This is a genomic window from Aquitalea sp., from assembly GCF_030150775.1.
In the GTDB taxonomy this organism is placed as follows: domain Bacteria; phylum Pseudomonadota; class Gammaproteobacteria; order Burkholderiales; family Chromobacteriaceae; genus Aquitalea; species Aquitalea denitrificans.
The window spans coordinates 33,820-47,522 of record NZ_JASLFG010000033.1; the positions used below are offsets into that span (position 1 = coordinate 33,820).

At 60.8% G+C, this 13,703-nt stretch carries 13 protein-coding genes; 7 read left to right on the forward strand and 6 right to left on the reverse strand.

The window, feature by feature from the left end; genetic code table 11:
• Window positions 1-58: 58 nt before the first annotated feature.
• From QVF59_RS10685 to arsC, 4 genes are all read right to left on the reverse strand, one after another.
• Window positions 59-1,204: an HlyD family secretion protein gene (locus QVF59_RS10685; protein WP_287879664.1), complete on the reverse strand. Its 1,146-nt coding sequence runs from the start codon at window positions 1,202-1,204 to the stop codon at window positions 59-61.
• 11 nt (window positions 1,205-1,215) lie between these two features.
• Window positions 1,216-2,643: an efflux transporter outer membrane subunit gene (locus QVF59_RS10690; protein WP_287879666.1), complete on the reverse strand. Its 1,428-nt coding sequence runs from the start codon at window positions 2,641-2,643 to the stop codon at window positions 1,216-1,218.
• A gap of 97 nt (window positions 2,644-2,740) precedes the next feature.
• Window positions 2,741-3,235 (reverse strand): MarR family transcriptional regulator, encoded by a 495-nt coding sequence (locus tag QVF59_RS10695; protein WP_159874729.1) that lies wholly within the window; start codon window positions 3,233-3,235, stop codon window positions 2,741-2,743.
• A gap of 198 nt (window positions 3,236-3,433) precedes the next feature.
• The gene (arsC, locus tag QVF59_RS10700) at window positions 3,434-3,784 is read right to left on the reverse strand and encodes an arsenate reductase (glutaredoxin) (protein WP_159874730.1); all 351 of its coding nucleotides are present in this window, start codon (window positions 3,782-3,784) and stop codon (window positions 3,434-3,436) included.
• Window positions 3,785-4,061: 277 nt separating this feature from the next.
• On the opposite strand from arsC, the gene QVF59_RS10705 reads away from it, so the two are divergent.
• The 5 genes from QVF59_RS10705 to QVF59_RS10725 all read left to right on the forward strand — a co-directional run bounded on the left by QVF59_RS10705 (window position 4,062) and on the right by QVF59_RS10725 (window position 8,777).
• Window positions 4,062-5,267 carry a multidrug effflux MFS transporter gene (locus tag QVF59_RS10705; RefSeq protein WP_287879671.1) on the forward strand — a complete coding sequence of 402 codons (1,206 nt, stop codon included), beginning with the start codon at window positions 4,062-4,064 and terminating at the stop codon, window positions 5,265-5,267.
• Between the two features lie 223 nt (window positions 5,268-5,490).
• Window positions 5,491-6,036, forward strand: a complete 546-nt coding sequence (locus QVF59_RS10710; RefSeq protein WP_159874732.1) for an iron transporter — start codon at window positions 5,491-5,493, stop codon at window positions 6,034-6,036.
• 121 nt (window positions 6,037-6,157) lie between these two features.
• Window positions 6,158-6,481 carry a cupredoxin domain-containing protein gene (locus tag QVF59_RS10715; protein WP_159874733.1) on the forward strand — a complete coding sequence of 108 codons (324 nt, stop codon included), beginning with the start codon at window positions 6,158-6,160 and terminating at the stop codon, window positions 6,479-6,481.
• 26 nt (window positions 6,482-6,507) lie between these two features.
• Entirely contained in the window at window positions 6,508-7,326 is an 819-nt protein-coding gene (locus tag QVF59_RS10720; RefSeq protein WP_159874734.1) for an FTR1 family iron permease, read from the forward strand.
• Complete coding sequence (locus QVF59_RS10725) at window positions 7,323-8,777, forward strand: 4Fe-4S binding protein (protein WP_287879677.1); 1,455 nt, start codon at window positions 7,323-7,325, stop codon at window positions 8,775-8,777. The genes QVF59_RS10720 and QVF59_RS10725 overlap by 4 nt, the downstream gene beginning before the upstream one ends.
• A gap of 264 nt (window positions 8,778-9,041) precedes the next feature.
• On the opposite strand, the gene ybaK is transcribed toward QVF59_RS10725, so the two are convergent.
• Both ybaK and QVF59_RS10735 read right to left on the reverse strand, forming a co-directional pair.
• Entirely contained in the window at window positions 9,042-9,524 is a 483-nt protein-coding gene (gene ybaK / locus QVF59_RS10730) for a Cys-tRNA(Pro) deacylase (protein ID WP_287879678.1), read from the reverse strand.
• 118 nt (window positions 9,525-9,642) lie between these two features.
• Window positions 9,643-10,536 (reverse strand): LysR family transcriptional regulator, encoded by an 894-nt coding sequence (locus QVF59_RS10735; RefSeq protein WP_287879680.1) that lies wholly within the window; start codon window positions 10,534-10,536, stop codon window positions 9,643-9,645.
• Window positions 10,537-10,694: 158 nt separating this feature from the next.
• Here QVF59_RS10735 and QVF59_RS10740 point away from each other — a divergent pair, with 158 nt between their 5' ends.
• Both QVF59_RS10740 and QVF59_RS10745 read left to right on the forward strand, forming a co-directional pair.
• Window positions 10,695-12,437 (forward strand): acyl-CoA dehydrogenase family protein, encoded by a 1,743-nt coding sequence (locus QVF59_RS10740; RefSeq protein ID WP_287879747.1) that lies wholly within the window; start codon window positions 10,695-10,697, stop codon window positions 12,435-12,437.
• Window positions 12,434-13,627 carry a CaiB/BaiF CoA transferase family protein gene (locus QVF59_RS10745; protein WP_287879681.1) on the forward strand — a complete coding sequence of 398 codons (1,194 nt, stop codon included), beginning with the start codon at window positions 12,434-12,436 and terminating at the stop codon, window positions 13,625-13,627. The genes QVF59_RS10740 and QVF59_RS10745 overlap by 4 nt, the downstream gene beginning before the upstream one ends.
• The last annotated feature ends 76 nt before the right edge of the window (window positions 13,628-13,703 follow it).

Genomic DNA, 13,703 nt, shown 5'->3' on the forward strand with positions numbered 1-13,703 from the left:
GAGATCCTTGCTGCGGTATCCGCGGCCCCGGCAGTGGCAGGGCCGCGTGTTGCCGGGATTACTGGGCGTTGGCTGCCAGCAGGCTGGCGACCAGATCGTCCGCCTGTTTCAGATCCGGTGTCAGCGCACGGGTTTCCTGCACCGGGTTGTTACGCGCACTCTGGGCCAGGGTAGGACCGTCCTGCTTGCTGGTGTCCACCACCGCATCCACCGACAGGCCGACGCGCAGCGGGTGATCCTGCAGCTGCTTCGGGTCCAGCTGGATGCGTACCGGCACCCGCTGCACTACCTTGATCCAGTTGCCGGTGGCGTTCTGTGCCGGCAGCAGCGAGAAGGCACTGCCAGTACCAGCCGACAGGCCTTGCACCTTGCCGTGGTAGCTGACCTTGCTGCCGTACACGTCGGCGGTCAGTTCCACGTCCTGGCCGATGCGGATCTTGGCCAGCTGTACTTCCTTGAAGTTGGCATCCACCCATACGCTGTCCAGCGGAACCACCACCATCAGCGGGGTGCCGGTGGCCACGCGCTGGCCTACCTGCACATTGCGGCGGGCCACATAGCCGGATACCGGTGCCTTTACCTCGGTGCGCTGCAGCGCCAGCCAGGCTTCCTTCAGCTTGCTGGCGGCACGTTGCACATTAGGCTGCTTGGCCAGCACATCCTTGCCGACCAGTGCATTGGTGGCCTTGGCCTGTTCGCGGGCGGCATCCAGTGCTGCCTGGGCGGTTTTCACCGCATCGCGGGCGTGGCCCAGTTCCTCGGCCGACATGGCGTCGGTGCCGGCCAGGGTTTCGCGGCGCTTAAGGTCGGACTGGGCTTTACCCAGCTCGGCCTCGCGCTGTGCTGCCTGGGCAGCCAGTTGCTGGGTGCTGGTCATCAGCTGGCGGGTTTCGCGCACGGTTTGCACGAATTCATTGCGGGCGCGTTCAAACGCCAGCTTGGCATCGCTGTTGTCAAACGCCACCACGGTTTGGCCGCTGTTGACACGGTCGGTGTCCTCGGCACTGATTTTTACCACCGTACCGGCAACTTCCGGGGTGAGCTGTACCATGTGGCCGGCCACATAGGCGTCGTCAGTGCTTTCCTGATGGCTGAGCACCAGACCCCAGTAAACACCGTAGCCGATGGCCAGGGCGGCAATGATGCCAGTGGCGACAAAAAGATTGCGTTTGCGGCTTTTTGCCGTCTCGATCTGCTTATCCATGATGGGTGTCCTTAACGGGCTTGTTGGGTGGTTTCACTGGTGGCGAAACCCCCGCCCAGTGCGGTATTCAGCGTGGCCCAGGCCATGCGGTTGGCGGCGGTGGCGTCAATCTTGCCAGATTGCTGGTTCAGGTCGGCATCCTGTGCCTGTAGTACCGCCAGCTTGTCGACCAGCCCGGCCTTGAAACGCAGCACGGTGCTGTCGGATGCCTTGCGGCTCAACTGTGTGGCCTGGTGGGCGTCAGACAGCTGGCCGGCGGTTTTTTGCCAGGTGGACAGGCTGTCGGCGGCATCGCGCAGGGCATCCAGCACGGTTTGGTTGTAGTTTTCCACCGCCATGTCATAGCGTGCGCGGGTGGAAGCCAGATTGGCCTGCAGTGCGCCGGAGGTGAAGATCGGCAGGTGGATGGCCGGTGCGATGCCGACTACCTTGGAACCGGCCTTGAACAGGTCCGATGTTTCCAGTGCGGACTGGCCGGCAAAGGCGGTCAGCGACACATTGGGGTAGAACTCGGCACGGGCGGCCTTGACCGACTCATTCATCGCTTCCACGCGGGCGCGCTGGGCGGTGATGTCCGGGCGCTGGCCCAGGATATCCAGCGTCAGGGCTGCGTCCGGCATGGCCGGGGCGGGCTTGAGTGCCGCCGGTTTCAGGCTGTCCAGCGCGTGCGGTGGCTGGCCGGTGAGTGCGGCCAGCGCGTGGCGGGCATGGTCGGCTTGATCGGCCAGCACGCTGTCTTGCTGGCTGAGCTGTTTCAGGCGGATTTCTGCCTGACGCAGGCTGTCTCCCGGCAGCAGGCCGGCATTGACGCGGGCCTGGGTCAGCGCCAGCTGACTCTGGGCCAGTTGCTGGCGCGCTTTTAGCAACTGGGCCTGGGCCAGGATGCGTTGCAGACCGGTGTACTGGGCAATCACTGCCTGGGTGATCACCAGCCTAGCCTGCTGGCCTTCCAGCGCGATGGCCTGCTGGTTGCCGATGGCCGCCTTCACCGCCGCGCGGTTCTTGCCCCAGAAGTCGATTTCCCAACTGGCGCTCAGCGACAGGGTGTAGACATCATAATAATTACCGCCGATGGGCGAGGGCAGCAGGCCGTACAGCGAGTAGCGCTCGCGGTCTACGCCGGCATTGGCTTGTACTTGCAGGCCGTCCTTGCTTTCGGTCATGCCGATGGCGCTGCGTGCTTCACGCAGGCGGGCATCGGCCAGTTTCAGGCTGGGAGATTGTTGCAGGGCGGTACTGATCAGCTGGTCCAGCGCCGGGTCTGCCAGTTGCTGCCACCAGCCCTGACGTACCTGGGCGGCTGCATGGCTATCCAGTTGCAGCTGGTTTGCCGTCAGCGGTTTGGCGGGCGCGGTTTCGTCACCGAAACTGGCGCAACCACCCAGCATGGCGGTCAACATCAGCACGCCAGCTGTCTGCTGCCAATTGGGTTTATTCACCTTGTGGGTCTCCGGATTCCATCGTGATGGTTGATCGTGTGATAGTCACTTACGTTATTATCTGGCGGTGCACGGCCTTGTCAGGCCTGCTCCGGGTCTAGCCGCCCAGTTTTGCCAGCAGCTTGCGCATCATCTTTTCCATCAGCTGCATTTCCTCGGCATCAAAGTCCTGCCACAGCGCACGGTGACTGGCACGGGATACCGGCAGCAGTTTTTCCACCAGCGCCAGTCCGGCATCGGTCAGCTCCAGGCGGATCTTGCGTCGGTCTTCGGCGCAGGGAATGCGCGTGGCCCAGCCATTGCGTACCAGTTCGTCGACAATCCGTGTGGCATTGGTGCGCGAGGAGTCCAGCGTGTCGCTGATGTCTGACGGAAACAGGGTTTGCTGCGGGCAGGCATACATGGCCAGCAGCGACATCCACAACGACTCGTTCAAGCCGTACTCCTTCATGTCTTCATTCAGATGACAGGTCAGGCGCGGCAGGATGTGGTAGTACAGCCGGGTGAGGATGACTTCCTGGCGCGGTACGCCGGGGAAGCGGCTTTCGATGCGATCGATTGCCTGTTCCAGATGATGGAATGATTTGTTCATGCGTCATTTTAGTAACGTGCGTTACTATTTTTCAAGTGATTATTTGCATGAAAGTAATTTCTGGATGATCGGATTGTCGCGTGTTCACGACAGGGTGGCTGTGGAGCCAAAGCAAACGCCAGGCTTGGCCTGGCGTTGAGTAGGGGATGTGGGTGCATGTGCTACCGGTTGATGATGGCGGTACCGCTGGCTGTGACTTCAGTGTTGCAGCAGCGCCAGTACCTTCTCTGGCGGGCGGCCCAGTACGGCCTTGTCCTCGCTGACGGCAATCGGGCGCTCGATCAGCATGGGATTGTCCACCATGGTTTCGATCAGCGAATCGCGCTCCAGCGTGATGTCGTCCAGGCAGAGGGTTTCATATTCCTCTTCCTTGGTACGCAGCAGATCACGCGGCTCCAGTTGCAGCAGGGTCAGGATGTGGTCCAGTTCGGCGGCGGTGGGCGGATGTTTCAGGTATTCGATCACCTCGACCTCGGCACCGGCTTCTTGCAGCAAGGCCAGTGCTTCGCGCGATTTGGAACAGCGCGGGTTATGGTATAGACGGATCATGGAGGGTCTCCCTTGTGGTTTTGGTGGGGCGGGAAGAGGGTCTGCCGCGCCTGCCCTCCGGGTGGGCACAACGGGTGTGCCAGCAGTCAGCCGGGCAGGACAGTGACTTCCATCTTAGACAGAAAACTTTTTCTTTGTGTAGCTGCAATGCCATGCTGGCCTGCAGCATTTCTGCGGCGCGCATTCTCGCTCAGACCGCGGCATGCGCCAAGGGTTTGGCTTTTGCGGCGACGGAACGGTAACATGTGCCGCCCCCACCGCCCTTGATCGGATTCTCATGTCGCATTCTGCACGCAGCCACTTCGGTCTGGCCCTGTTGCTGGCGGCCCTGTCCACGCTGGGCCCCTTCTCGATCGATACCTTTCTGCCGGCCATGCAGGCCATTGGCCATACGCTGTCTGCCTCTCCCTTGCAGATGCAGCAGGCGCTGACGGTATACCTGTTGTGCTATGCGGTGATGATGTTGTGGCATGGTTCGATTTCTGATGCTATCGGTCGCCGACCGGTGGTGCTGGTCACCACTTTGCTGTTCAGCCTGGCTTCGTTGGGCTGTGCGCTGGCACCGTCGCTGGGCTGGCTGCTGTTGTTCCGTGGGCTACAGGGTTTGTGCGGCGGTGCCGGGCTGGTGGTGGGCCGGGCCATCATCCGCGACAAGCTGGACGGGGCGGAGGCACAGCGGCTGATGTCGCAGGTGACCATGTTGTTTTCGCTGTCGCCAGCGATTGCCCCGGTAGTGGGCGGCTGGCTGTTTGGTGCCTTCGGCTGGCATTCCATTTTTGTTTTCATGGCGCTGGTGGGCTTGCTGCTGTTTGTGATGAGCTGGTTTGCACTGGATGAAACTCATCATGCTCATCTGCGTACGCCCTTGGCCTGGCGCTCGCTGCTGCAGAATTATCTGGAAGTACTGGGCAAGCGCGATTTCCAGCTGCTGGCGGCAGCGGTGTCCTGCAATTTTGCCGGTTTCTTCCTGTATATCCCCTCGGCACCGGTATTCCTGATGCAGCATCTGCATTTGCGTGCTGACCAGTTTCTGTGGATGTTTGGTCCGGCGGTGTCCGGCATCATGTTCGGGGCTTATCTGTCGGGCAAGATGGCCGGACGGCGCAGCGCGCGCGAGATTGTCACGCTGGGTTACGTGCTGATGTTTGCCGCCGCGGGGGCCAACCTGGCCTACAACCTGGGGGTGGCGGAGGCTGCCATGCCGTGGGCGGTGCTGCCGCTGGCCTTGTACACCACCGGCATGTCGCTGGCCGCACCCTCCATTACTCTCAATCTGATGGACCAGTTTCCCGCCCTGCGCGGTACGGTGTCGTCCTTGCAGGGATTTTTGCAGACCATGCTGGGCAGTATTGTGGCCGGGGTGATTGCGCCACTGGTCTGGGGCAGTACGCTCAGCCTGGCCTGTTGCATGGCAGTGTTTCTAGTGCTGGGTTTTTGCTTTCGCACGGCCTATCGCCGGCGGCTGGCGCGTCTGCCTGCCTGAGGCTGCCGCCGGCCTCATGTCACCTTCGTTCCGGAGCGACCCTGTTGTAAATTCTGCATACTGAGTAGGGTTTTTCCGGAATTTATCAATAATTTTCCCAGATAGTGCCGGTGAGTGGATTGCGAAAGAGAATGATTCGCATATAAAATGCGAAAAATTATCATTCTCCTGCAGCTATCCGTAGCGACTCCCGCTGCCCGCTGCTTTGCATAAAGGGTAACTCATGCGCTCCACCATCAGCACCGTTTTGCTGGCTTCCGCCGCCTTGACCCTGAGCGCCGTTGCGGCGGCCAAGGAATATCCGATTGGCAAGCCGGCCATCAAGAATGGCATGGAAATTGGCGCGGTTTACCTGCAGCCGACCAAGATGGAGCCGGAAGGCATGATGCGCAAGGCGGAAGAGTCCGACGTGCATCTGGAAGCCGACATCCATGCGCTGAAGAACAACCCCAATGGTTTTGAAGAAGGTGCCTGGATGCCCTACCTGATGGTCAAGTACGAACTGACCAAGGTGGGTGGCAAGGGCAGCATCAAGGGCGACATGATGCCGATGGTGGCCAACGATGGCCCGCACTACGGCGATAACGTGAAGCTGCAAGGCCCGGGCAAGTACAAGCTGAAGCTGACCATTCTGCCGCCGTCGGAAAACCCGCACGCCCACTTTGGCCGCCATGTGGATAAGGAAACCGGCGTTGGCCCGTGGTACAAGTCCTTCGAAGTGAACTACGAGTTCACCTACGCCGGCATTGGCAAGAAGGGCGGCTACTAAGTCGCAGCGCCCGACGGCAAAGTGTAATGCGAATCTAAACGCAAACCATTCCCGTTGGAGTATCATGAGAAACAGCGCTGCCCGATTTGAGCCAGCGCTGTTTTCCATTCAGGGGTTGCAGATGAAAGTTGCGATGTTTCTGGCGGCAGCACTGCTGTCGATGTCGGCGCTGGCTGACGACATGCCCACCTACAAGCTGGAAATGAAGGACGGCGTACTTAAGCCGGCCCGCCTGCAGGTGCCGGTAAATACCAAGTTCCGCCTGGAAGTGAGCAATACCGGCAAGACGCCGGCCGAGTTTGAAAGCACCCAGCTGCGCAAGGAAAAGGTATTGGCACCGGGGGTGACTTCCTCGGTGGTGATCCTGCCGCTGGTGGCGGGCGAGTACAAGTTTTTCGATGATTTCCACATGGCAACCGCACAGGGCGTGATTGTTGCCAAGTAAGTGACACGCGCAGGAAGAAGGTAAAAATGGGTCAGGTATTGTTCATTGTCTGGCGCGAAAGCGTGGAAGCCTTGCTGGTGGTGGGCATTCTTAATGCCTGGATGAACCAGAACCCGCAAGGCCGTGCCGGTAAACCCTATTTGTGGGGTGGCGTGGCACTGGGTATTGCACTGGCGGTATTGCTGGCGGTGGCGCTGTTTTCCGCCAGTACCCTGATGGCCGGCTCGCAGGATGTGTTCCAGACCGTGATGGAGTTCATGGCCTCCGGCCTGATCGTGCAGATGGTGCTGTGGATGCGCGAACATGGCCGCACCCTGAAAAAAGAGCTGGAATCCGGCCTGGCCGATAATGCCAGCAGTGCCAACTGGTGGGGCGTTACCACGCTGGTGGCGATTGCGGTGGCGCGCGAAGGCAGCGAGACGGTAGTGTTTCTGTACGGCATGCTGGGCAGTGCCGACGGCCAGACCCTGCTCAATATGAGCGGCGCGGCGCTGATGGGCCTGGGGCTGGCTTTCCTTACCTTCTATATATTGCAACTGGGTGGCAAGGTGCTGTCCTGGCGCTTGTTCTTCCGCGTGACCGAAATCATGCTGCTGCTGCTGGGTGCGTCCTTGTTCCTGGCTGCGGTGGAAAAGCTGATTTCCATGGAAATCCTGCCCGCGCTGATCGACCCCTTGTGGGACAGCTCAGCTTTGCTGGATGACGCTACACCCGCCGGTGGGGTAGTGGCTTCGCTCACCGGCTACCGTGCCCACCCGGCACTGATGAGCCTGCTGGCCTATCTGTCGTTCTGGGCTGGCGTGTTTGGCCTGTTTTTCTGGCGCAAGCGCCGTCAGGCCGTATGAAACCGCTTGCTGATCACCGTCGCCGGCCCGAGCTGGTGCGCCCGCTGGCTGGCGGTTGCGGTGGCCATGCGCCAGCCGGCAATGGCCGCCTGGCCGTGGTAGGCAACTGGCTGCGCGACCATGCCGGCACCCTGCGCCTGCTGCAATGGCTGGTGGTGCTGGTGTATGCGGCGCTGCTGTTGATTCCGGCCTGGCTGCCATTGCCGGGTGACAGCGCCCGCATCGTCAACAACCTCACCATCTTTGCCCAGTTCGTGTTCTGGGGCATCTGGTGGCCCTTCGTGCTGCTGTCCATGGTGCTGTTCGGCCGGCTGTGGTGCGGGGTGCTCTGCCCGGAAGGCGCGCTGAGCGAATGGGCAGCCAAGAAAGGACTGGGCCGACCGATTCCGCGCTGGATGCGCTGGGATGGCTGGCCCTTTGTCGCTTTTGCCCTCACCACCCTGTACGGCCAGCTGGTGAGTGTTTACCAATACCCCAAGGCGGCGCTGCTGGTGCTGGGCGGCTCCACCGTGGCCGCCATTGCCATCGGCCTGGTATATACCCGCGGCAAGCGCGCCTGGTGCCGCCATCTGTGCCCGGTCAACGGCGTGTTCTCGCTGTTGTCCAAGCTGGCTCCCATGCATTACAAGGTGGATGAACAGCGCTGGCAGGAGTCCGCCCGCCAGTCCGGCGTCATCCGCATTCAGGCAGTGGACTGCGCACCCTTGCAGCCACTACGCCATATGCAGGGCGGCAGTGGCTGCCATATGTGCGGCCGCTGCAGTGGTCACCGTGATGCCATCAGCCTCAGCCTGCGTTCGCCGGCGGAAGAGGTGGTGAAGGTGGCGGCCAAGGAAGCCACGGTGTGGCAGACGCTGCTGATTGTCTATGGTCTGCTGGGTATTGCCATGGGCGGTTTCCACTGGACGGCCAGCCCCTGGTTTGTCGACCTGAAGCAGGCGGCCGCCGAATGGCTGGTGGACCACGACATCATGTGGCCGCTGGATACCAATGCGCCGTGGTGGCTGCTTACCCATTACCCGGATCACAACGACGTGTTTTCCTGGCTGGATGGCATGGCCATCATCGCCTACATGCTGGGTACGGCGCTGGTGATCGGCAGCGGTCTGCTGCTGGCGCTGTCCTGTGCGGTGCGCCTGGCCGGCGCGTGGCGCAGCCAGCGCCTGCATCATCTGGCACAAAGCCTGATTCCGCTGGCCGGCATCGGCGTATTTCTGGGGCTGTCGGCACTGACGGTGACCCTGCTCAAGGCCGAGGGCATTGCCACCGGCTGGGCCAATGATTTGCGCTTGGGCCTGCTGCTGCTGGCCAATGTCTGGTCGTTGTGGCTGGCGGCGGGCATCGTGCGGCAATGGCAGGCCGGCTGGCGTACCTTGCCGGCGCTGGCTTGCCTGCTGGCAGGCATGGCGCTGGTGGATGCCGCTTGGGGCTTTATGTTCTGGTGGTGGTAAACCGCTAATCCCGAATATTCACCCGAATAATCAACAGGCCGCTGTGAGCGGCTTGTTGATTATTGACAAACCCCTCTCGCTTCCTGAAAGAAAAGCGAGGCTCCCTTGCAGGGCAAGGGCGGGGGGATTGGGAATAGATGGAAGGCTGCGGAATAAAGCAGTTTGTCGGAAGGCCCGGCTTTGCCGGGTCCAATGCAACCGCGCCAAATAACTTTGTTTGCAGCCAAAACAGGGCGGCGTGACCGCCCTGTTTTGCGTCTGGCATCAGGCCGCCGCCTGTACCAGTACCGGCTGCAACACGCGGATGACTTCCTGCGGGTCGATGCCGATCAGAAAACCGCGCTTGCCGCCATTGATATAAATGCGTGGCAGCTCGGCAATGCTGCTTTCCATATACACCGGCATCGGGTGGCGGGTGCCAAACGGGCTGGTGCCGCCCACCTGGTAGCCACTGTGCTTGTCGGCGGTTTTCGGGTCGCAGGGGTTGATCTTCTTTGCGCCGATCTGCTTGGCCAGCATGCCGGTGCCCACTTCGCGGTCACCATGCATCAGCACAATCAGCGGGTGCTTCTGCTCGTCTTCCATGATCAGGGTCTTCACCACGCAGTGCTCGTCCACGCCCAGTTCGCGTGCCGACACGGTGGTGCCGCCCTTGTCCTCGTATTTGTACAGATGCTCGCTGTATTCCACCTTGTGTTCGCGCAACACGCGAATGGCCTGGGTAACCGGCGCTTTTTCCTTGGACATATCCGTCTATCCATTTACGGCAAAACGGCTACTTTAGTGGCTGTGGCGACCAACTGCAAACCGTGTGTACGGCGCTATGCCGGCGGCGTCAGGTGACTGCACCAGTTGCCGGTCAGGATCAGCGTGTGGCAGGGCGGATGCTGCACAACAGTTCTTTCCCAAGCAGCTGTACGCAGCTTTCCTGCTCTTCCTGACGACATAACAGCATGATCTGCGTTTTCAGCCTGGAGTCTGGCACGGGCCGATAACAGACCCGGTCGGTATCAATGTGCTGCAAGCCTGCCGGTAGCAGAGCCACACCCAATCCTAGCCCCACCATGGTGATGATGGACTTCCAGGTACGTGCCTGATGCAGGATGCGCGGATGAAACCCCGCCGCGGCGCATTGGGCCAGAATCTGGTGGTGAAAGTGTGGAGAGACTTCCGGCGCAAACAGGATGAAAGGTTGCTGTTGCAGTGAGGGCAGCGCGATGCATTGTTGTGCATGCAAGGGGTGCTCAAGCGGCAGGCAGCAGACAAAGTCTTCTTCCAGCATGGTCTGAGCCTGGATGGATGCGGGTAAATGGGCACCATTGGCGCAGCCCAGATCAATCTGCCGTTGTTCAATGGCTTGAATCTGTTCATGGGTACCCATTTCCTTGAGCGCAATGTCCACCCCAGGATATTGTGCGGCAAAGCGTTGTACCGCCTGCGGCAAGCCCAGATGCAACATCGAGTTGATGAATCCCAGGCGAATAAAGCCTTTTTTCCCCTGTGCATAGCTGCGTAGCATCTGCTGCAATTCATCCGCACTTTCCAGCAGGCTTCTGCATTTGATCAGCAAAGCATCACCGCATTGGGTCAGCCGCACTTCCTTGCTGTTGCGCAAGAATAATTGCACCCCTATCCGTTCTTCCAGTTTCCGAATGTCAAAACTCAAGGCCGGCTGTGAAATGTGCAGCCGTTTTGCTGCCCGGCCAAAATGCAGTTCTTCAGCAACTGCAAGGAAATTGCGCAATTGTCTGAGTTCCATTGCCTTCTTTCGTGGATGACGATAACGATGATTTATCGTTCGAGAATTTAAATGTATTGGACGGTGCATTGCCATGCCAATAGCCTGTTTTCCTTCATCAATCAAGCAGTGCTATTGCTTGATCCGGGTGATGATTCTTGAGGAGAAAACAAATGGCAATGCATCAGGATGGTAATGGTGGAAATAATATTCCCGATAGCAGAAATTGTAATTTCTTTGCATCGGATAAAGATCTAGGTGCCTTGCTGTCCTTGCATCTTGGTGCCGATTATTATTCAGGCATCAAAAAGCAGTTGTTTGATTTGGGTGGCAGGGTAACGGCGGAATTGGATGAGCTGGCATTGCTGGCTGATCGGAATCCCCCGGTGTTGTATCCACGGAATCGTCGTGCCGAGCCCGTGGATCATATTGAAAAGCACCCGGCCTATATCAAGCTGGAAGAGGTAGCTTATTCAGAATTGGGTTTGGCCTCGCTCAGCCATGATGGAAAAAATAACCCACCATTGCTGAAATATGCACTGACATATCTATTTGTGCAGGCGGAATTTGGCCTGTGCTGCCCGGTCAGCATGACGGATTCACTCACCCGCACCTTGTGCAAGTTTGGCGAGCCAGACCTGGTGGCGCGCTATTTGCCTTTCCTCAGCACGCGGGATTTTGACCAGCTGTATCAGGGTGCCATGTTCATTACCGAGCAGCAGGCCGGTTCGGATGTCGGCCAGGTGGCCACCCGTGCGGTGTGCAGCCAGGCGGCTGACGGCAGTAAACAGTGGCAGCTATATGGCGACAAATGGTTCTGCTCCAATCCGGATGCCGAGCTGGCCATGGTGCTGGCACGCCCGGAAGGGGCTCCCGAGGGGATACACGGCTTGGGCCTGTTCCTGCTGCCCAAGCATTTGCCTGATGGCACGCGCAATGCCTACCGCATCGTGCGGCTGAAACCGAAAATGGGTACCCGCTCCATGGCCAGCGGCGAGATTGTGCTGGAAGGTGCCACGGCCTATCTGATTGGCCAGATTGGCCGTGGCTTCCAGCAAATGGCCGACATGATCAATATGTCGCGGCTGTCCAACGGGGTGAGGTCTGCCGGGCTAATGCGCCGTGCCTTGTCCGAAGCCCTGTATGTGGCCAGCCATCGCCATGCCTTTGGCAAGCGGCTGATCGACATGCCGCTGATGCAGCGCCAGTTGCTGAAGATGTTGCTGCCCACCGAACAAGGCCGTTCCATGTTCATGCATACCGCGCAAATGCTGGGTCGGGCCGATGCCGGTGATGCCACGGCGCAAGGCGCGGTACGGCTGCTGACGCCGCTGATCAAGTTCCGCACCTGCCGCGATGCGCGCCGGGTGACCGGGGATGCCATGGAAGTGCGTGGCGGGCTGGGTTACATCGAGGAATGGAGCGATGCCCGCATTGTGCGCGATGCCCACCTGGGCTCCATCTGGGAAGGCACCAGCAATATTGTGGCGCTGGACATCCTGCGCGCGGTCAAGCGCGCCGGGGCGCTGCCGCCCTTGCTGGCCCATGCGCTGGCCCTGCTGGACGAGGCTGGCCTGCCCGCCGCCAGTGATCAGTTGTTCCGCCGCGTATTACGTCAGGCGGCTGACAATCTGCTGCAGGTGGCCGAGCGCGGCGAGGAGCAGTCCATCCGTCAGGTGGGCAGCCAGTTCTATCATGTGCTGACCGCCCTGTTCATGGCCTGGGAAAGCGCCCGTCTGGCCCCGGATTACCGGCGGCTGGCCATTGCCCATCTGGTATTGCGCCACCGCGTGTTGCCACGTGACCCGATGCAGCTGGATGCCGACGCACTGGCACCAGCGCTGGCGGCAAAACTGCTGGAAGTCCAGCCGTGCAGCCTGGATGAAGCCATGGCCTGCCTGCCTGCAGGAGCACAGCCATGAAGCCGGCAAGCGCAGCCTTGCACGGGGTGCGGGTGCTGGACCTGAGCCGGGTCTTGGGCGGGCCGTATTGCAGCCAGGCGCTGGCCGACCATGGCGCGGATGTCATCAAGCTGGAGCCGCCCTCCGGGGATGAAACCCGTGGCTGGGGGCCGCCCTTCCTGGGCGATACCGCCTGGTATTTCGAGGGGGTCAACCGCAACAAGCGGGCCATCTGTGTAGATCTGGCGCAGGAGGCCGGTCGCGCCATTGTGTGGCAATTGCTGGAACAGGCCGATGTGCTGTTGGAAAACTTCAAGCCCGGCACGCTTGCGCGCTGGGGCATGGATTATGCCCGCGATCTGGCACCGCGCTTTCCGCGGCTGATTCATTGCGCCGTCACCGGTTTTGGCGCGCAAGGGCCGTTGGGGGGCTTGCCCGGCTACGATGCTGCCATCCAGGCGATGACCGGGCTGATGAGCGTCAACGGCGAGCAGGACGGGCCGCCATTGCGGGTGGGACTGCCGGTGGTGGACATGGTGACCGGGCTGAATGCCTTGTCCGGCATCTTGCTGGCGCTGTATGAGCGGGAGCGCAGCGGGCTGGGGCAGTCGCTGGATATTGCGCTATACGATTGCGGTGTGTCGCTGCTGCATCCGCATCTGCCCAATTATTTTGGCTCCGGCAAGGCCACGGCGCGCAGTGGCAATGCCCATCCCAATATCGCGCCCTACGACAGCTACCGCACTGCCAGCGTGCCCTTGTACCTGGCGGTGGGCAATGACCGGCAATTTGCCCGGCTGTGCCAGATGCTGCAGATCGCCAACTTGCCTGCCGACCCGCGCTTCATCGACAACCGCAGCCGCTGCGCCCACCGTCCGGAGCTCAAGCGGGCGCTGGAAACGGCACTCAGCCAGCACCGGGCGGAAGAGCTGGCCCCACGCCTGTTGCATGACGGCGTGCCCTGCGCGCCGGTACATGGGGTGGAGGAGGTGGTGGCCCATCCGCATACCGCCTACCGCCAGTTGCTGGTGGACATGGGGGAGTACCGTGGCACCGCCTCGCCGATCAAGCTGTCACGCACCCCGGCCCGTTATGACACGCCGCCTCCGGCCTTGGGCCAGCACAGTCGCGCCGTGCTGCGCGAACTGGGCTATGCGGACGCACAGCAACAAGCCCTGCTGGATGCCGGGGTGGTGATCAGCCACGACTGAGCCATTCCTGCCCGGTGTCTCCCGCTAACAGCCTGCCTGCCGTGCCGGGAGACACGCCCTTTTTCTGGAGACACTA